This is a genomic window from Trichococcus flocculiformis, from assembly GCF_900113645.1.
Classification (GTDB): Bacteria; Bacillota; Bacilli; order Lactobacillales; family Aerococcaceae; genus Trichococcus; species Trichococcus flocculiformis.
On the sequence record NZ_FOQC01000027.1, the window covers coordinates 14,723 to 33,732 of the forward strand.

General features: G+C 42.5%; 20 protein-coding genes and 1 pseudogene. 4 read left to right on the forward strand and 17 right to left on the reverse strand.

Translation table 11 applies throughout. The features are described 5' to 3' along the window. Nucleotides 1-637 precede the first annotated feature (637 nt). The 5 genes from BMZ71_RS15335 to BMZ71_RS09650 form a co-directional block, all read right to left on the reverse strand. Nucleotides 638-1,384 carry a YecA family protein gene (locus BMZ71_RS15335; RefSeq protein ID WP_086989899.1) on the reverse strand — a complete coding sequence of 249 codons (747 nt, stop codon included), beginning with the start codon at nucleotides 1,382-1,384 and terminating at the stop codon, nucleotides 638-640. Nucleotides 1,385-2,201: 817 nt separating this feature from the next. Next, entirely contained in the window at nucleotides 2,202-2,933 is a 732-nt protein-coding gene (locus tag BMZ71_RS09635; RefSeq protein ID WP_086989908.1) for a plasmid pRiA4b ORF-3 family protein, read from the reverse strand. 75 nt (nucleotides 2,934-3,008) lie between these two features. Further along, complete coding sequence (locus BMZ71_RS09640; RefSeq protein WP_086989911.1) at nucleotides 3,009-3,710, reverse strand: DUF3226 domain-containing protein; 702 nt, start codon at nucleotides 3,708-3,710, stop codon at nucleotides 3,009-3,011. Beyond that, nucleotides 3,710-4,801, reverse strand: a complete 1,092-nt coding sequence (locus tag BMZ71_RS09645) for an AAA family ATPase (RefSeq protein ID WP_068562071.1) — start codon at nucleotides 4,799-4,801, stop codon at nucleotides 3,710-3,712. The genes BMZ71_RS09640 and BMZ71_RS09645 overlap by 1 nt, the downstream gene beginning before the upstream one ends. Nucleotides 4,802-4,946: 145 nt before the next feature. Continuing rightward, nucleotides 4,947-6,023: an HRDC domain-containing protein gene (locus BMZ71_RS09650; RefSeq protein ID WP_177187575.1), complete on the reverse strand. Its 1,077-nt coding sequence runs from the start codon at nucleotides 6,021-6,023 to the stop codon at nucleotides 4,947-4,949. A gap of 515 nt (nucleotides 6,024-6,538) precedes the next feature. Between BMZ71_RS09650 and BMZ71_RS09655 the strand changes: the two genes are divergently transcribed. Together BMZ71_RS09655 and BMZ71_RS09660 are read left to right on the forward strand one after the other, a co-directional pair. Continuing rightward, nucleotides 6,539-7,084 carry a DUF6036 family nucleotidyltransferase gene (locus tag BMZ71_RS09655; protein ID WP_086989917.1) on the forward strand — a complete coding sequence of 182 codons (546 nt, stop codon included), beginning with the start codon at nucleotides 6,539-6,541 and terminating at the stop codon, nucleotides 7,082-7,084. Between the two features lie 38 nt (nucleotides 7,085-7,122). Beyond that, nucleotides 7,123-7,443 (forward strand): hypothetical protein, encoded by a 321-nt coding sequence (locus tag BMZ71_RS09660; RefSeq protein WP_086989920.1) that lies wholly within the window; start codon nucleotides 7,123-7,125, stop codon nucleotides 7,441-7,443. A 345-nt stretch (nucleotides 7,444-7,788) separates the two neighbouring features. Here BMZ71_RS09660 and BMZ71_RS09665 read toward each other — a convergent pair whose 3' ends face one another. Next, complete coding sequence (locus tag BMZ71_RS09665) at nucleotides 7,789-8,094, reverse strand: helix-turn-helix transcriptional regulator (RefSeq protein WP_086989923.1); 306 nt, start codon at nucleotides 8,092-8,094, stop codon at nucleotides 7,789-7,791. Nucleotides 8,095-8,769: 675 nt separating this feature from the next. Between BMZ71_RS09665 and BMZ71_RS09670 the strand changes: the two genes are divergently transcribed. Further along, nucleotides 8,770-10,044: an AAA family ATPase gene (locus tag BMZ71_RS09670; RefSeq protein ID WP_086989926.1), complete on the forward strand. Its 1,275-nt coding sequence runs from the start codon at nucleotides 8,770-8,772 to the stop codon at nucleotides 10,042-10,044. Continuing rightward, entirely contained in the window at nucleotides 10,037-10,714 is a 678-nt protein-coding gene (locus tag BMZ71_RS09675) for an RloB family protein (protein WP_086989927.1), read from the forward strand. The genes BMZ71_RS09670 and BMZ71_RS09675 overlap by 8 nt, the downstream gene beginning before the upstream one ends. Nucleotides 10,715-11,232: 518 nt before the next feature. On the opposite strand, the gene BMZ71_RS09680 is transcribed toward BMZ71_RS09675, so the two are convergent. The 11 genes and pseudogenes from BMZ71_RS09680 to BMZ71_RS09725 all read right to left on the reverse strand — a co-directional run. After that, nucleotides 11,233-11,895: an ABC-2 transporter permease gene (locus BMZ71_RS09680; RefSeq protein ID WP_086989930.1), complete on the reverse strand. Its 663-nt coding sequence runs from the start codon at nucleotides 11,893-11,895 to the stop codon at nucleotides 11,233-11,235. Continuing rightward, a complete protein-coding gene (locus BMZ71_RS09685) occupies nucleotides 11,892-12,743 on the reverse strand; it encodes an ATP-binding cassette domain-containing protein (RefSeq protein ID WP_086989933.1) in 852 nt (283 codons plus the stop codon). The genes BMZ71_RS09680 and BMZ71_RS09685 overlap by 4 nt, the downstream gene beginning before the upstream one ends. Then, nucleotides 12,740-13,120 (reverse strand): GntR family transcriptional regulator, encoded by a 381-nt coding sequence (locus tag BMZ71_RS09690; protein WP_086989936.1) that lies wholly within the window; start codon nucleotides 13,118-13,120, stop codon nucleotides 12,740-12,742. The genes BMZ71_RS09685 and BMZ71_RS09690 overlap by 4 nt, the downstream gene beginning before the upstream one ends. Nucleotides 13,121-13,499: 379 nt before the next feature. Continuing rightward, complete coding sequence (locus BMZ71_RS09695; RefSeq protein WP_086989939.1) at nucleotides 13,500-14,087, reverse strand: hypothetical protein; 588 nt, start codon at nucleotides 14,085-14,087, stop codon at nucleotides 13,500-13,502. 2 nt (nucleotides 14,088-14,089) lie between these two features. Further along, nucleotides 14,090-15,445, reverse strand: a complete 1,356-nt coding sequence (locus tag BMZ71_RS09700) for an AAA family ATPase (protein WP_086989941.1) — start codon at nucleotides 15,443-15,445, stop codon at nucleotides 14,090-14,092. A gap of 309 nt (nucleotides 15,446-15,754) precedes the next feature. After that, the gene (locus BMZ71_RS09705) at nucleotides 15,755-16,141 is read right to left on the reverse strand and encodes a type II toxin-antitoxin system HicB family antitoxin (RefSeq protein WP_086989944.1); all 387 of its coding nucleotides are present in this window, start codon (nucleotides 16,139-16,141) and stop codon (nucleotides 15,755-15,757) included. Nucleotides 16,142-16,215: 74 nt separating this feature from the next. After that, a complete protein-coding gene (locus BMZ71_RS09710) occupies nucleotides 16,216-16,404 on the reverse strand; it encodes a type II toxin-antitoxin system HicA family toxin (RefSeq protein ID WP_086989947.1) in 189 nt (62 codons plus the stop codon). Between the two features lie 157 nt (nucleotides 16,405-16,561). After that, nucleotides 16,562-16,807 carry a hypothetical protein gene (locus BMZ71_RS15090; protein WP_218142795.1) on the reverse strand — a complete coding sequence of 82 codons (246 nt, stop codon included), beginning with the start codon at nucleotides 16,805-16,807 and terminating at the stop codon, nucleotides 16,562-16,564. A 33-nt stretch (nucleotides 16,808-16,840) separates the two neighbouring features. Next, nucleotides 16,841-17,241: pseudogene (locus BMZ71_RS15095) on the reverse strand (nuclease-related domain-containing protein); the annotation flags it as partial. 95 nt (nucleotides 17,242-17,336) lie between these two features. Next, complete coding sequence (locus BMZ71_RS09720; protein WP_143071419.1) at nucleotides 17,337-18,338, reverse strand: hypothetical protein; 1,002 nt, start codon at nucleotides 18,336-18,338, stop codon at nucleotides 17,337-17,339. A gap of 404 nt (nucleotides 18,339-18,742) precedes the next feature. Further along, on the reverse strand, nucleotides 18,743-19,010 hold a 268-nt coding region (locus tag BMZ71_RS09725), incomplete at its 5' end, for a transposase (protein ID WP_143071420.1).

A 19,010-nucleotide genomic window follows, 5' to 3' on the forward strand; every position in this document is an offset into this window, starting at 1 on the left:
TAACATTTATGAAGCATTCGAAGATAATATACGCGGCTCAACAGAAAATGATTGCTGTTCCAGCAGGATTTTAATTGGGCTCGCTCCTCCGGTGAACGGTTTTTCTGCCGGAGGAGAAAACCAAAAAAGACGATCACCTCCGACCGCGGCGGCTTCGCCGGAGTTCCGCCGTCCACAATTCATCCTCCTCCGGCCGACATTCGCTCACAGGAGCTGAGTAACTGGCGAAATGCTCTCCTCCGTCAAGCGTCCCGCTCATCGGAGCTGGCAGCATCTTCCGGGCGGATACCTTCTGCCGGAGGACAACATCCAAAAAGACGTTCACCTCCGATTACTGCGGCTTCGCCGGAGTACAGCCGCACGCAATTCATACTCCTCCGGCCAGCATTCGCTCATCGGAGCTGACATCCTCCTCCGGGCAGCAGCCTTTCCGCCGGAGGACAACATCCAAAAAGACGATCACCTCCGATTACTGCGGCTTCGCCGGAGTACAGCCGCCCGCAATTCATCCTCCTCCGGCCGACATTCGCTCACAGGAGCACAGCGCAAACAAGCCCCCGTAACTCCGATGAGAGCTTCCTCGTCGGAGTTACGGGGGTTACGTTATCTGCGGTTGCTTCGGCAACCACTCTAATCCTTATTCCACCTTATTCATACAACAATTCTTGTACTTCTTCCCGCTGCCGCATGGGCAAGGATCGTTGCGGCCGATCTTCACTTTTTTCTCAAAAGGGACCCCATTCGAAGTGCCCGCGCGATACGGTTTTTTCGGCAATGGACGCAGATGCGGCTTTTCGAATTCCTCGAAAATCTCCTGGGGCGTATTGCCATTATGTTCCCAACGGCGAATATGATTCGACATGTCCATCATCAGGCGCATCATTTCATTGACCTGCTGTTCATTATCGAACACGACATCCGCACGCTCCAATGCCTTAGACACAGATGACATGCCCAAATCCAACTCTAACGCATCACGGATTTCCTCGCAAAGCTCTTGGGCCTTGAGTCCATCACCGCCAAACAAATTTTTTCTCACATAATCATAAAAAACCTTATATTGCTTCGTCTTCTCAAAGTAAAAATCATCCGTATAGCGCAAAAGTTCCTCTTTCGCCGGAACATAGAAAGGCTTGTCCCCCTTTTTCTCCAGCATCGATTCAAACTCATCGAACTCCAAAATCGTTTCGTGAACAAAATAATCCTTGTATGGATAAGTATGCCCCTTTTTCAGTTCCGCCGGCGGATTCTCGAGGTACCCCTCCACTTCCCCCAAGCTGATTGGCTTCTCGTTTTGGGTATTGTAAATTTCCACCAAAATATCCTTTTGGATCATGCCGTACAAATTGCTCAAAGCGATGATATATTCCGTCAATTGATTCATGCTGTCACTCCGCTCGGTTATTAGTTTGCGTTCCTTCTGCTATCTATTTTACTATACAGAAGCATGAGGAATACAGAATAACCTGAAAAATAGAGGGCTTTATTTATTTTCCTCCTGCGAAGGGCTTCCCTGCCGGAGGAATTCACACAAAATGATCATTACCTCCGACCACCGCGGCTTCGTCGGAGCACGGCCACCCGCCACGCATCATCCTCCGGCCAGCATTCTCTCACCGGAGGAATTCACACAAAAAGATCATCACCTCCGACCACGGCGGCTTCGCCGGAGTTCGGCCACCCACCACGCATCGTCCTCCGGCCAGCATTCGCTCGCCGGAGCTGATGTATCCGGCGCAAGGCTGTTCTCCGATGAGAGAACCGCTCATCGGAGCTGACAAATTCCTCCGGTTAGGGGCCTCTCGCCGGAGGAAATCACCAAAAAAGATCATCACCTCCGACCACGGCGGCTTCGCCGGAGCACGGCCACCCACCACGCATCATCCTCCGGCCAGCATTCGCTCGCCGGAGCTGATGTAGCCGGCGCAAGGCTGTCCTCCGATGAGAAAACCGCTCATCTGAGCTGACAAATTCCTCCGGTTAGGGGCCTCTCGCCGGAGGAAATCACCAAAAAAAATCATCACCTCCGACCACGGCGGCTTCGCCGGAGCACGGCCACCCACCACGCATCATCCTCCGGCCAGCATTCGTTCACCGGAGTTGATGTATCCGGCGCAAACCTTACCTCCGACAGGGTCACTCTTCATCGGAGGTAGGTCCGCGCAAAAAGACCAGTGCGGCCGCACTGGTCTTTTTATGGTTCAATTCTTCCGGTATTTGTCTTCGATGATGAAATAGTTATCGTGGTTGATCTGGTCCCACTCGGTCTTCTTGTAGTCCAGGTATTTCAGGGAGTTGTTGATCCAGTCGGGGTCGTACTCTCTGAACTCTTGTGAGTCGGCCCATTCTTTCATTTCCGCATATTCGGGGTGTGATGGATCGCGGTAGATTTTCAGGAACTCCTCGAAACCACCCAAGCCACCTACATCTTCAGGCGGAGCCGATTCGGCACCATCGAGCAAAGTCGGGTAACCAAAGTGATAATCATCCACAATCTGTTCAAGAGTGATCAGAAACTCCCATCCGTCGCCAAAATCGTACGAATAGCGAATCTCTTTGTATTTTTCTAGATACTTGTCGATTTTAATCCGGGATGGTTGGCGCACCACAGTTTTCATTAAGCGCTCCAGACTGGACCGTTGAAATGATCCAATTGGCGCCAGTCTTAGTCGTTCTTCATATTGCTTTTTATTTTGCTTGTAATATTGATACTCCTCAAAGCTTTCTTCGTCATTCGTGACAGTGATATTTTCTGCCGACAGATCAAATTCGTAGAGATGGTAGCCGCCATAAGAGCCTCCGCTCAGGAAATTGGTCACGGTTTGGATGACGTCGTGCAGGCGCCTGAACGTCGCATCGGCGGGCATGACCACCCTGCGCCAGATCAAGGGATATGAATCCAGAAGTTCGATTTTGATGATATATGCTTTCATAATAAAATCCTTTCCATCGACAAATAAGGTTTCAATACATTTTGAATGTTATATTTCAGAATCCCTATCTAATTTTTAGTCACCATCTTCAAGAAGTGTTTTAACCTTTGCAAAAAATTCCACAAGTAAGTATAGGTTCGCATGATTTAAATCAAAATAGTTTTTTTTCGTTCCAAGACCTAAAGTGTTAGGCACATCTTTATGGCTTGCTAAAAAAACTAATAACTTAGACTTATGGATGTTTTTTGGATCAACAACATTAGGATCCCCCGTAATGAGACTCAAATAATTATCTATATATGGCATTATCAACGGATTATCTGGAATACTCAAGCACAAATCCTCCAGCATGTTACCAGTTATATCTTCTGGTTTTCCTGGAAGAATATATACACCTGTTGTTACGGATCCTCCTGACTCTGAAAAATCATTCATATTATTTGGTGAAGGTAACCCGTTTTTATGCAAAATATGACGTACACTATCAAACGAACTATTGTGACTATTGTCAGCATCTCGGATGATCAACAAGATTTCAATTTTTTCAAATCCGGTCCTAGTAATCAATGCTCCAATCGAAGCATCAAGATTATTGATTCCCTGGATGCTCTCTATTTGAATATTGTCATTTAAGTTTAATGGTTCAAGTCGTTGATTTTTATTAAAAAACTTATTGAAGAAAGCTTCCTCATCTTTTCCTTCAACGAGCATATAGACACTCTTCGAAATAATCGAGGTAAAGGATTCTTTATTTTTTTCAGTAGGCAAAGCTGGCATCACCGAACCTCCCATCCGTTAGAAACTGAAGTCTTCAGATTGTCAAACGTCAATCTTTTAGCTTGTGTCTCATTTTCTATTTGTTCTAATCTGAAATAAGCTAGTTGATCCTGATAAATCTCATCAGTTCCTTCAATGCAGGCATTTAAGAATTCATAACTATGTGTGCTAACGAATATTTGGCAGTTGTTCTCACTTGCAGCTTTTAGGATAGACATCCATATCTTATTTTGTACAGAGTAATGAATGCCATTCTCAATTTCATCAATGAATACAATGCCATTCTTTGTTGTCAAAATAGCTAACAGAATAGAGGTAAGCCGACTAATTCCGTCACCCATAAATGACATCGGAATTTTTTTATTGATTCCAATATCTACGTACAACATTGACTTATTATTAGCGAGAGAAACATTTGAGATTCCCTTAATTTTTGGCTCAATGATACGCAAAAAATCTATAAGTTTTTCTGACTCTCCATTGATATCAAGCTCACTATATTGAACAGCAACTTCAATTGGATTTTGGTACCCCTTAGAAGACAAAAATTTGCAATTCAGCATATTGTGCCTTGTAGCATGCTTAATATTAAATGATAGGTTGCTTAAAGATAAACCCAGATCAAAGGATTCCTTCTTATACCTGGCGTCAGAGTGTCTCACTGTCATCATCAATTTCGTGTTTGATGAAACCAAATTATCATCTGTCTTAATAACACCATCCAGATTCTCCAAGAAAATTTTCTTATCATTAATTTCATTGTGAGAAAAAGGATCACTATACACTATGTCTAAGGTATCTTTTTCTGAACCTGTTGCTATTTCAATGGTTATTTTTTTTGAAGAATCATAACCATTAAATATTGGGAAGAAAATTTCTTCGGGAACAACCTGTAATTCTGTTATGCCTCTCCAGCTATATTGTTTTAACAAGAAATCTGGGCCTAAGCGATCATAAAACATAAATATAGCTTCGAGTACAGTAGATTTTCCGGCGTTGTTCTTACCTCCAATAATGTTGAATTTTGAAAGTTGATTTAATTCAATATTTTTAATTCCTTTGAAGTTACTTATCCGAACTTTATTAATCATTCTGCCAACTTCTTTCTATTGAGAATGCGTTTCCTTAATTATACAGAATGCACGTTCGTTTCACAACGGCATTACACTTGCATTCGCTCAAATGAAGACTTTTTTTCAAACAATTAGAAGTGCAGAGAAAAGTATTTTTAAATCTCTATCGGTGGATCTTATCTTTATATCTCCCCACTATCTCAACAATCCCATCCCCATACTTCTCGCACTTAACCTCCCCAAACCCAGAAACCTTCCTAAGCTCATCCAAATTCCGAGGCATCGCCTCAATAATCGCCTCCAGCTGAAGATTGTTGTAGACATAATACGCCTTAACGCCTTCCGCTTTGCTGGTTTCGTAGCGATACTGCTTGAGCGCTTGGTAAATCGGCGTTTCGGTGATATCGATTTCGACCCGATCCGGCAGTGCTTCGACGGCTTCATCACGCACCTCACCACTATCGCTCAACAAATACTTCTCCGCATAATCAACAGTGTTCTCCTTATGCAACCCCACAAAAAAATCCGCCATCTCATACATCTCTTTTTCCGACGACGCCAGATCCTTGTTTTCGCGCAGCAGCCGCTTGATGTAGTCAATCAACTGGTCACTCCGAATAATCTGATCTTTAACGTTTTTCGGCGCCCGCTTCAGGTTGATGACGGTTTTCGGATTAGCAAGCACAATCACGGATTTATGGAAATCACCGAAGGATTTCTCGAGCGCCATACGCATCAGCGGATTCCGTTTTTTTCCCAGCCGCAACGCCTTAATCATCTCCATATGCCGCACATTCTGCGTAACTGGACTATAAATGCCTTCCTTTTTGCGCTTCCCGTTGAAGTCCAGCTCGCGGATAAACTCGCCTCGGCTGTTGACCTCAAGGTTGCCGAAGAGATTTTTGCATTCGACGACAAGGCAAAACTTCGTGGTGATGATGAGGTAGTCGATCTGCGCCGTCAGTCCCTCGTGCTCGAGGCGCAGATTGTGCAGCACGATGATCGGCAGGTAGCTGTTGTTCAGCTCGAACGCGACGCTCTCCTCGCCGGCAATGCCGTACGCGAGCAGTTTCATATCGCGCTCAATCTGCGGCTTCACCCTGTCCGGCGCGGTGGCATGAATCTGCTGCAACCGCTCCAGCTGCTTCTTCGCATCGCTGTCGGCCTTATAAAAATCCGGTTTCTTCAGACCCACCGGCTTTTGCGTAACCAATTCTTTGAAAGAATCAAAAACTCCCATCATAATCCTCCAATCTCTTTTGCGTAATTTTACAATTTGGATGCCTTATAAAATACTCGCTCATAACTGAGCGAAACTGTCGAAGCGCCCACTTGGAACAGCTGACTTTCCCATACAAAAGCCCCCTGTCCTTCAAAAAAGAATTCATTCTGAACAAAACGAAATACTTTAAAGAACAGAGGGCTGATTAAACTTTTTCTCAATTTGTTTTAAACAACTAATACAATATCAATTTTACTATATCCAATCAGATTAAACTATGATTAAAAGTGATAATTTCTATATTTCTGATTTGATATTGTTAGTAAACGGCGGCTTCGCCGGAGTTCCATATCCAAATAATACTCACCTCCGGCCAACGTTCACTAGTCGGAGTTGAGCTTTATTTGATTGCTTTAATTCAGTTGCGATAGTGCTCGTCGGATTAAGTTGTAGAAGCAACAAGAAGCCTCAATTAGATCAGTGCGTATATATAATATGAGAAGTTTGTGTAGAAGAAAGGTGAGGAAAGTTGCATGTTTACTAACGAAAATATCAGTACGGATGAAATTCGTGATAAGTTAAGTCTATTAGATAAATTCTGCCATGACCAGGGTATTAGAGCAGAATTCGTTGTAGTGGGAGGCTCTGCTATGAACTTACTACTTGCTAAAGAGAATATTGAATTTCGTGGAACCCATGATATTGATATTGCCGGGCTTTATACAACTAGCCGGGACCAGCTGTATCAGTATTTACCCAAATTAGGCATTGAACCAGTCGATGGTGTTCTGCTCCCAGAAGTATCTGAATTTTTGAATTCTGAAAACATACAATCTTTCGATGATGACTATTCAAATTTAACGGTCTATCTCCCATCCTACGAAATGCAAGCCTGCATCAAATCTTTGACAGATAGAAGAAAAGATTATGAAGACGTCATGAATAGTGGTATTTTAGATTGTTGCGATATTCAAAAACTTATCGGTCTCATAGAGGAGTACAAAGATTACATTTTAAATCCCAATCCACTTTATAGTTATTATTCAGACATTCTGGTTGAATTGCAAAAAAGGCTTTGAGATAGTATTATATAGGAAATGAAAGGAGGCAATGACAAATGGTTCATGTTGATAAAATGTTGCGCGTTGTAAGCGACTGGAGACCATTGTATGAAGGCGAGCGCCAGAAAACAGTTCTTCACGTCCAGAACACTTTAGAAAAGCTATCGAATCAACCCGTTGAATTGCCAACTTTATACGACCAGTTATTGAACTCTCCTGCCGATGATCAAACAAAACGAGACGCTGTAAAAATGGTGCGTGTCCTCTATCATACATTAGACGTCAACGATGAAGAACAAGCTGCAAATGAAGCCTATTTAAAAGAACTACGTCAAAAAAGAAAACCCTTATCCGCGGTTGTAAAAAAGCTACGATAAATGAGCTATCGCAAACAAAAGAAGCTAAGTCTCCTGCCTACAAGGTCGGATGGCTTAGCTTCTTTTTTGCTTATATCTTTTCACCGGTGTTGTCCACTCTCTTTTGGTGAAGCTCACTTCTGCCGGAGGAGGAGATCCCAAAAGGCGATTACCTCCGACCACCGCGGCTTCGCCGGAGTTCGGCCTCCCCACAACGCACTCAACTCCGGCTAGCGTTTGCTAGTCGGAGTTGAGCTTGTTATGCGGGTGCTTAGCTTCGGTTGGAGTAGGCCTCGTCGGTGTTGGGATGCCACCGATTTAATTCTTTTATTTTTTTGCTGTAGACTACGCAATCAAAAACAATCATCAACGAATTTCGATGTGCACATCTTTTCCCAATCCCTTAGCTATTTTGATGAGGAAGTCTAATGAAGGGTTGTAAGAACCACTCTCGAGTCTGGAAATGTTGGACTTTCTGGTTCCAGCTCTTTTAGCCAGCTCTTCTTGAGTCATCTTCATCTTTTTTCTTGCTTCGATGATTTGTGAAATCAACTCGTATCTTGGCTGTAGCTTGTCGTATTCTTCATGAAATTCAGCATCTTCCATCATTTGCGCTTTAATGTCGTCAAACTTTACTCCTGCAGATTTTGTTTTAACATCCAATTTACTCATCACTGCAACCTCTTTCATATTCCTCTTTAGAAACTCCTCAGCATTATGTTATCATATACGATAACTTCATTCAAATGATAAATTGTGTTTACATAAGCGCATCCAAGTGGGCAGACATCACATAAATATCTCTAACTCTTCTTAAACAGATGAATGTAGCTACTGACGACACCTGACACTTTCGAACGACGAGCAGATTCTCTGCCGGAGGAGAACACCCAAATAAATCAGCACCTCCGACCACCGCGGCTTCGCCGTACTTCAGCCGCCCGCAACGCATCCAGCTCCGGCGAACATTCTCTCCCCGGAGCTGGCCTCGCCGGCGCTGTCTATCTTACGATGAACGGCCTTCTCATCGGAACTGGCGATTTCCTCCTGTGAAAGGTTGCTCTGCCGGAGGAAAACACTCAAAAAGACTATCACCTCCGACTACCGCGGCTTCGCCGTACTTTAGCCACCCACCACTCTTTCTCCTCCGGCCAGCATTCGCTCATCGGAGTTAGTTACCCTGCAACAGTTCCACTTCCGGTTAGCTAGGCTCTCTCCGGAGGTGGGCTAGCCGGCGCAACTCTGTCATCAGTTGGATTATCCAGACCGGATATTAAATTTGAGAAATTTTCTCAAATATTTGCCCGACACATATATTTAGGTTATGATGTGTTTGAGGTGATGACAATGCTACACCAATTTACATTCAAAAATTTTAAATCATTCAAAGAAGAAACAACCCTGGATATGCTGGCTTCTTCAATTAAAGAGCATCCCCATGATGTTGTGATGGATGTGATGGAAGAAAAAGTATTGAAGGTTGCAGCGATCTATGGTGCTAACGCTTCCGGAAAGAGCAATGTAATCGAAGCGTTTGCCGCTATGAAAAATATGGTTCTTTATTCCTTTAGACAAAATGTTTTCTCTACAAAGAATGATATCGAGCCGCATTGGTTTGAAGATAAGAATGTGCCTACGGAGTTCAATGTTATTTTTTCTACAGAAGGCGACATCTATCAATACGGATTTTCTGTATTAGAGGGCGTTATTATTGAAGAATATCTTTATCAGAGAAATCCAAAAGTAAAAAAAGAAACCTATATTGAATTATTCAGTAAAAATGGCGAAAGCTTATCTGGCGAATTACTAAGTAGTGTAGGGACCCAAAACATCCTCGAGCTTATTGAAGAAGACACTTTACTGATTTCTGTGATATCCAAATTAAAGATTCCTTTTGCTCAAAGTGTTTTTGATTGGTTCAAAGAGGTAAGAATCATCGATTATGGAAATCCTAGAAAGGAACTAGGACTTTCGCACTTTACTCGAGGAAATGTAATCGGAAATCCACTGCTCAAACTATTGGAGAATGCAGCGGAGAAAAAGAAACTGGAAAAATTTATCCAAGCCATTGATGTGGGCATTGATAAACTGGGGATTGTTCAGGATGTATTAAATGAGGATTCTCTATCTGAGCGAAGCACCAGAGAATTGAAACGCATCGTGACCTACCATAAAAATCCCAAAACGAAGGAATTACTTATGACCCCGCTTGAGAGTGAATCCAGTGGGACCTTGAAAATGCTGACGTTATATGTGGATTTAAAAAGTATTCTTGATAGCGGCGGCACTATTTTTGTTGATGAATTGGATGCGAAGCTGCATCCATTGTTGATCCGTTACATCATCATCATGTTTCACGATGAAAAGATGAATCCAAACCACGCACAATTGATCTTTTCAACGCAGGAAATATTTACCCTTGATAAGGATAATTTCCGAAGAGACGAAATTTGGTTCGCTGACAAAAATGACGAAGGAGTTTCTGAACTCTACTCATTGGCTGATTATGTAGATGATGAAGACAAAAAAGTCCGCAACGATGCCAGTTATGGGAAAGATTATATATTAGGAAGATATAAATCCATTCCGACCTTACGACGAATCGAGGATATCGATGGCTAAGAAAATCGGTAAGAAGCAACGGAAAGCAAAACGAATTCCGGAGCCAGCCAGTTATTTCATCGGATCAGAAGGAACCAAAACAGAAGTACTCTATTTTAAATGGATTGCTGATAAATTGGAAAAACAATATTCAGGGTTCCAAGGCAGAATTGAAGTCCCCTCTTTTCACATCAAAGGAATCGGGTCGAGCAATCTGCGCCTGTTGGATGATATAGAAGAATATCTAAAGAATGACCCTATGCTCTACGAAAATGTCTGGGCGGTGTTCGATAAAGATGATGTCCCGCTCGCCTACTTTGACAACGCCATTTCTGTTGCAGCCAATAAAGGATGGCATACAGCTTGGTCCAACGACTCTTTTGAACTATGGTATCTCTTGCATTTTGAATTTCTGCAATCCGGAATAACTAGGGAGCAGTACAAACAAAAGCTCACTGCTCATTGCCAAAAAATTGGAATCGCCAAATACGAAAAAAATGACCCACAGCTGATTGAGGCTTTCTACCCATTAAGCAGCATTGCCATCAAAAATGCCTATCGCTTGGAAAAAAATTATGATGATTGGACACCCTCTTCACAACGACTCCCCTGTACAACCGTTCACCATTTGGTTCAAGAACTGATAGATTTGGAAACGAACGTTGAACAATTGAAACAGCAAAATAATTGACAGGCTTCAAATCATCTAATGTATTCTGAAATTAAAATAGCCACTACTATGTCGATTAAATAGTAGTGGGTTATTTTCTGTTAGCAAAATGGTAATTTCCTTTGCCGGAGGAAAACATCCAAAAAGATGATCACCTCCGACCACAGCGGCTTCGCCGGAGTACGGTCAACCGCAATGCAGCATCCTCCGGAGAACATTCGCTCCCCGGAGTTGAGCAATCTGGCGCAGGTCTGTTTTCCGGGCAGAAGCTTTCTCGCCGGAGCTGACGTTTTCCTCCTGTGAACGAGGGCTTCGCCGGAGGTCGGACATTTCTAGAAGCCCTCTGCTCCGGGGAGGATTGGCTCATCGGAGCTGGGTTGTTGGGGAGAAGCGGCTCCTCCGGCGGCCAGCCGTGGGCCGGAGGTGAGTAATGATTGGGAGGCTATCCTCCGGCGAGCACCGGCCTCGTCGGAGCAAGCCGCCCTCCACCAACATAGAAGAAGCTCCCTGGCGCATTTAGCCAGGGAGCTTCTTCTATATTAAAACGCAACAGACTTTTCAATGAACCGTTGGCTCACAAGTGTGGAAAGCACCATCACACCACTGACCAACACTAGAACCAGTCCTGTTATTTGCAGCGCATTGAAGGATTCCACGCTGGCCACAATACCGGATTCCAGAATTCCCCCCAACACGCCCGTCTTTTGGATCAGGATTCCTACCAACGCGAATACGCCCAAGATTGCAAACAGCAGCATGCGGGCTTTTTCGGTACCGTATCTTAGGTATAACGGGGTGATTACGGCACCATAGAGGCACCCGAAAAAGAAAGCGGAAAGTGCTGTGTACAGCAAACTTTGTGCGCTCGCCTGCAACTCGGGATCGAATTGCATCATCAGGAAAATCAAGACAATCGACAGCCCCGCTGCAACCAGCGAAGACGCCAAAATCAGCAGTTGTTTTTGGATCACGTAATCCTTCTTCCGCGTCGGCAAAGTGAATAGATAGAGGAAGCCGTGGTTTTCCTGGTCATAGAAAATCGTCGAAGAGGTCGTCGTGACGAAGAAGAACGCCATCATTATAAATACCAACGGAACGGATTTGATCGTGTAGGCGTTGAAAGCCGCGATCAGCATGAACATAAACAATGTTTTCAGCTGCTTCTGCAGTAGCAGCAAGTCTTTTACCCAGAGCCCTCTCATAGTCGGTCACCATCCATTATCATCAGCATTATTTGGTCGATCGTCGGCTTTTCGACGATCACTTTCGGGTAGTTCTCCATGTAGAACAGCCGCTGGTCCGTCAGCAAGTCGTAGCCGTAGTTGGTACGCTTCCGATACAGAAGGAAGTCGCGGTCGAGCTGCCCCAGTACTTCTTCATCCACCTTCAGGACGCCGTAAGCATCCAGCAGGCGGTCGGTCTCCTCGTGCAGGAGGACTTTGCCGGCCTTCAGGTAGTAGATGTCGTCGCAGAGTTTCTCCAGATCGCTCGAGATGTGCGAGCTGATCAGGATGCTGCACTGCGGGTGGGCGACGAGGTAGTCCTGCAGCATGTCCAAAATTTCGTAGCGCACGCTGACATCGAGTCCGCTCGTGGGTTCGTCGAGAATCAGCAGCTGCGCCCCGTGCGACAGCGCCGTCAGCGTCTTCAGCTTGGCCTTCATCCCGGTCGAGAATTCCTTGAGCCTTTGGTCTATGGGGAGGTGGAAATCAGCACATTTGCGCAGGAAATAGCTTTCGTCGAATTTTCGGTAAAAACTTTTCAACAACCGATTGAGGTCTTTAATCGTATAGATGTCGTTGAAAAAGGATTCCGCCAACACGGTGCCGATGCTTTCGCGGTCCGCCAGCGACAACGCGGCGATGTCCTGCTCGTTGATTTTGGCGCTGCCCGATGCGATCGGGACCAAGCCCAACAGCGCTTTGAAAAGCGTCGTTTTTCCCGCACCGTTTTCCCCGACAATGCCTGTGATCGTGCCCTCGTTCACTTCCATTGAGCAATCCAGCTCGAAGCTCGGATATTTTACGACCGTGTTCTCCATTACAATCATGCTTCTTCCTCCTCCAGAATCATCGCGACCAGTTCCGCCAACTCGGCTTTGGAGATGCCGGCCTGCTGCGCTTTCTTGATCACTTGCTCCAACTCTTCCTGTGTGCTGTACAGCAGGTTTTCCCTTTTCGCGTGCCTGTTCACGGCCAACACAAAGCTGCCTTTACCGTGGATCGTCGTAATGAATCCCTCTTGCTCCAACAAATCGTAGGCCTTTTTGACGGTAAGCGCGCTGGCCTTTATCTCTTTCGCCAGCACCCGCACCGAAGGCAGAGGCTCGTTCTCCTTCAAACTCTCTTCCAAAATCAACGACTTAATCTGGTTCACCAATTGCTCATAGATCGGTACCATCGAATTGTGCTGAATGATTATTTTCATCCGAAACGACCACCCTCCCTTTTGATGAACAGTATATAACAGTAGTTAACAGATGTAAAGCCGGAGATGAAAAAAGCCCGCCTCGAGTTGAGACGGACTGGGTAGATTGTTGGAGGGCTGCGGTTTCGTCGTGCAAGCTCCTGTTAGGAGGTTCTCTACCGGAGGAGAATATCCAAAAAGATGATTACCTCCGACCACAGCGGCTTCGCCGGAGTACAGCCCCCAACACAACGTCCTCCGGCGAACATTCGCTAGCCGGAGGAAAGCGCCCAAAAAGATCATTGCCTCGTTCCTTAGTCATGAAAAGTAAACACCAGCATTTCATGAATACTCAGATACTCGTTAGTGATAAATTTGATTTAAGCATCCTACGTAGAATTCAAGAACCAAAATTCGGACAATTCTCTAGACAATAATCCAATAGTTCATCAAGGTTACTCTTTTTCGTTTTCTTCAATGCTGCACTTAACGCGATTATAGTATCTTTATCTTGTTTTCCTCTTTCAACTGGAAAGATTTTACTGTATTTACTTTTCTCACTATTTTTTTTTGCGTAAGTATATCCGATACTATTTAATGCTTCTTCAAGATTTTTATCATTCAAAATAGGATGGATATAAGGATATAACCAGTGATCCTTAAACATTGATTTATTCACAAACTTATTCACAGTTCCCGGTGGAGCTGAATCTACATCAAGAATAATAAATATTTTAATATTCAATATATCGTCATTCTCGCGTTTTATTTTTGTATACTCGCCTAAGAAGTTTTTTCTTTTCTGAAATATTTGATTTTCCAGAACACCCATAATCGATGATATTTCAATAGAATGCTGCCCTTTATCCTTCGCGTAAATTTCAATAGGGACCCTAAGTTTAGATTTTATGTGCCTTACTATATCATACTCACTCTTACCATGGACTATCACTACAGCTCTTGTATACCCATCGTTATATCCTCGCATGCCTATACCTCACTTGGATTCAATGATTCAAAGATATCATGGAAATCGATATCTAACGGGTCTGGAATAGCATTGAATAGTCCATCCAAGTACATTTTTTGCATGTTATTGTTACTAAACACTTTTTTCTCATAATCATTCCCTGATAGTATAATTTTATTCCCCATACTGTCTTGATTGATGAAATATGCAGATGAAGCGGGTAAATCTCTTAACAGAATTGTGTCGTGTGTTGTAAATATTAATTGTCCTGAAATATTCTCACGAATATTTTTTATGATAGAAGTCATCAATACATCATGAATGCCTGCGTCGATTTCATCAACAATGACAATATTGCCTTTTACAACCCAGAAGAATGCTTGTAGTAATTCCAATAAGTTTTTGGTTCCATTAGACTCGAGATAGAAAGGTATTTCAGTCAATTCCCCACCAATATTTTTATGAATGAAGAGTTGATAATCCAGACTGTCTTTCCTCTCTTTAGTGTGGTAGCTTACATCCTTTATGTCGGAATATAAAGCTGAAAAATAACTATATATCACTTCTTCGTAATTTAGTAATTGACCAATTTGGTCTTGCTTGATAGTTCCACTGTCAAGGTCCATAAGCATAAAATCTTTTTTGCTGAAAGGTCCTTTAATTTCATCAGTCCAGATCATGACCTTATCAATTTCATTCAATATATCAATAAAGTGATGAGATACATTTTTATTTACATACTCTTCATTAACATTTTCCTGATACTGCTTAAAAATAGAGAGAAATGTATGTTTACCCCACAGTTTATTAATAAGTTCTTTTAATTCAGTATGTTGCGAATTCAGCTTAAACGTAATATTACTTAAGCTACTTTTTACATTCTTCTCTTCTCGAGTTATATTGAAAAGAGTACCTCTACGTTGATTCAATAAATAATAAAGTGATTCAGATATCAAATTACATTTATTGTCATATTCTAATGAGTAAGTTCCAGAAATTCCGTTTAAGATAAAATTATATACCAATTTTGTATTATCGTTCGCATTAATTCTAGGACTATTCTTTAAGACAGCTTTTATATCTCGATAATTAATTGCAACCATCATATCTTTGATATTATTCAATAGTTCTTTATTAACATTTTCCTTTTCATCGTTTCCTAAGGATGTTTGAAATTCAGTATATTGATCTGCGAACATTGTGGTCAGCGTAGAAAATTTTAAAATTTTAAATGAATCTACTATATTTGTTTTGCCACTACCATTTTCACCATAAATCGAAACTAAATTTTTAGGCCTATTATTATTTTTTTGCGCGAAATCAAAAATTACATCTGTAAAAGATTTAAAATTAACTAACCTTATACTTTCAAACACCTTAATCGCCTCCAGTTGTACAAATTGTATACCATAAGGCAAATAATTTCAAGTTTTGTACTCTTTTTGTATTACATACTGAACTTCTACTATTTGTGAGCAGCTAAAGCACATCGAAATTAATTGCTGAATTCTATGAATCTATACCCATAACTGAAGTTGACACCTGTGTAATGAAATTTATTTATTTTTTTATATTTGATTCTGTCAGTATAAGTTCCTAAACTAATAAGCCCCGCTTCCTTTATACTTGGATGCGGGGTTATTTTTTAGTTTTCTCATATCAAAAAATATCGATAGTTATGCTGATTATACTTTTAACTTTTCTCTTAATGCTTCAGTTGCAATTTGAGACACATTAATTTTTTCTGAGACTGCTAAATCATTTAGCCATTCCGGCAAAGTTATATTTTTTCTGACAGTTTTCGAACGATACTTCCTTCTAAACGCATCAATATCAACACCTACCAAAGCTACATCTGAGTTTGGATATCTTGTTGCGATTTCTTTGACAGTGCTAGGTATAGGATATTCCTTATTGTCTGCTAAAATTATCCCTAACACTTCCTCGGCCATTTCATATGCCTCTTGTAAATTTTCTCCTTGTGTGAAGGCTCCATCTACATCTGGAAACTCTACAAATATATATTCGCCGTCCTGTGTAAAAGTTGCAGGATATACTAATTTCTTTGCCATTTCATTACCCCCTTCTGTTGTTTATTTTACTTCCCTTGAGTTATATATAAAGAATATGGCCCTGAGGCGAGGGGCTATTTGAGCCCCGCTTGCTTCAGTATGGCTTGTTCGGTTCCTCTGGATAAATCTTTGTTATGCATCGGTACGACCGTTTGTTTCTCAGTCTCTTCATTTCGCATTGTCAGATGTGATCCCTCATGTCTAACTTTACGAAAACCGTTTTCCTTGAGGAACTTCACCATTTGTTTTGGCGTCATCGGCATATTCTTAACTCCTTTCTACAGCTGAATTATACACACTCGATGTGTATAAATCAAGTGGTTTGATGTTTTATTATAAAAATACGCAGAATCCACAGAAAGACTCCAAAAAAAATCCCCAATGAGAATCTCACCAAGGATCAGTCATGCCTCTCAGTATTCAATTCCGCCACTTCATCGCATCAACGTGCGCTTGCTTCGTCGCGGCATCCGCGAGTGCGTATTTGCTTAGTTCGGTGTGGATTTGGTTAATTTCCCAGATGCTGAGTATTTCCGGCAAGTATGTCATATCATCCGCGACCTCTCTAAACAGGACATTCCGGTTCATGACCTTCACTTCCGGGGAATGGACAAACATTTTCTTCAATTCGCAGCGTTCGCTGAAGATGATGTAGGAGCGGAACATGTGGTTGCCCAGTCTTAGGTGCTTCTGTAATACGCTGATGTGCTTCTTGTTTTGCCAAATGGGATTGTAGAAACGAAACTTTTCCCGCCTTTGAGCGATTGCGTCCAGAATTTGGATTTCTCGTCGCCAAAAATCCAACCACTGTAATTCTTCGATTCGAAAACATAGATGCCTGTCGCAGAAACCATAATCAGGTCGATTTCAGTAGTCGTACCGTCTTCTTTGGGCAGGTAGACGTTCGTCAACAATTTGTGTTCCTCGCCGAGACCTTTCAGACAACGGAAAGTCAGATATTCCCCTTTCCGCCCGGGATCGGTCATCGTTTCATAATAGTTGTGTCCACTGGCATCTTGGTAACCTGAATTTTTATATTGTTTTTTAGCATGGATTCCAACAACGATAAATAACACTACCAATAGGAGTAATGGTTGCATGGGATAGCTCCTTTATAGAGAAATGAACTGCTCTTTCATACCATACGCAAGATGAATTCATTTACTTTTCCAATTTGTTAGTTGTTTAATTACTACTATTTGATGTTAGAACGATATTCTTGATATTTTGCCATGGTCATTTCAGGGTATTCAGTAACATTTTTTAGAGCCGCATCGTAAGACACTTGCGATGCCATGTAACGATTGTATAAATCAATTTTAGAGATTGGGGTTGTAGCCACCGGGGCATCTCCGTATCCGGACATTCCCAAATAAACGACTCCTTGAACAGGAGTGATTGTCTCCGAGTCATAGCGAATAATATACCAAGGATGACCCGAACCTGCTCCAGAACTGATATTCACGAGCACGTCATCTCCTACGAAATTATAGTGTAAATAAAATCCTTGCAATCCTGGCGTCATCGCTCTCTCATCCACAACTGTCGTTGCCAACAAAACCTTTAAGGGCACCGGCAGTTCATTGTACGCATTGATCGCGCTGTTGGCAATTTCCTGAAGGCGAGCCTCTTCCTCAGCTCTCGCCTGCGCTTCTGCTTCCGCCGCCAATTCATTTTTTTTATTCTGAATGTCCGTTTGGAGTTGTTCCGTGATTGCCTTTACTTCAGAAAAATACGCATTGCCCAGTTCTTCTGAACCCAACAAGGTTTCGATGATAGGCAGAGCTTCATCAACATTTCCACTGTCGTATGCGGTTTGCGCTTTTGCGATTTCCTCGTTGATGTAGGTTTCCTTTGCATCAATTTCCTCGATGATGACGGTTGCCTTTGCAATTAATCCTTCTAAACCGTTCTCAGAATCAACAACTTGCTGCGCCTTCTCCAATGCTTCGGCGTACTCTTTACCGTCATAAAAATCTTTTGCTTCCCTATATATTTTGGTTTGTGCTAAATAGGCCTTTGCCTTTTCATCATCCGGCTGATTTTCGAGCGCAATCTCAAAATAAGCTTCCGCTTTCTCATATTGCTCGGCATTCAGAATATCCAGTCCTTTCTGAATAGCGTCGTTGTAGGCCTCCTGTTCTGCATTACCGCATCCTGTCAATAGCAGTAGACCTGCGAGCGTTAGATACCTCATTCCATTCTTCCAGTTGCTCTTCATTCTTCTTCGACCATCCTTCCAAATTCCCTGTATTTTTGATCAAACTCCAATCCCTCTATGCTTATCCACTTTCCTAACAATCCATCCCCATACTTTGGGCACTTGGCCTCTCTAAATTCTTCCTTTCGATAATCAATTTTTTGATTTATACAACCAGCTGATTACTCCGAGTAATTTGATCCTTCACTTCTTCGAAAGGCATGTTTCATGTAAATGTACCCTGTCCTGCAAAAATAATTCATTTTGAATGAAACGAAATACTTTGCAAAACAGAGGGCTACCCTAACGTTCTTTTCAATTTATTTTTAACAATTAATACAATATCAATTTTACTATATCCATCCAAATTAATGCCTGCTGAATAAATCCCTATTTTTAGCTTACGGCTTCATTAGAGGTTCAATTCTAGGGGAGCTCATCCATTGGATGAAAGTCAAAAAAATGCGCAATGAAACCTTGGACAGGTTCATTGTAAGGATGGATAAAGCAATCACACAGAGACTGGTCTCTTCAAGGCGTGTTCGAATAAGCCTGAGCCCGAACTTTCTTTTCGCCAGGCTGAAGCCTCTCTCGACCTCTACTCGATCGCAGTTGTCGCTGTATTCTTGTTTTTTGTCAATCTTCTGATCCTTCTTGGGCCTGCCGAGC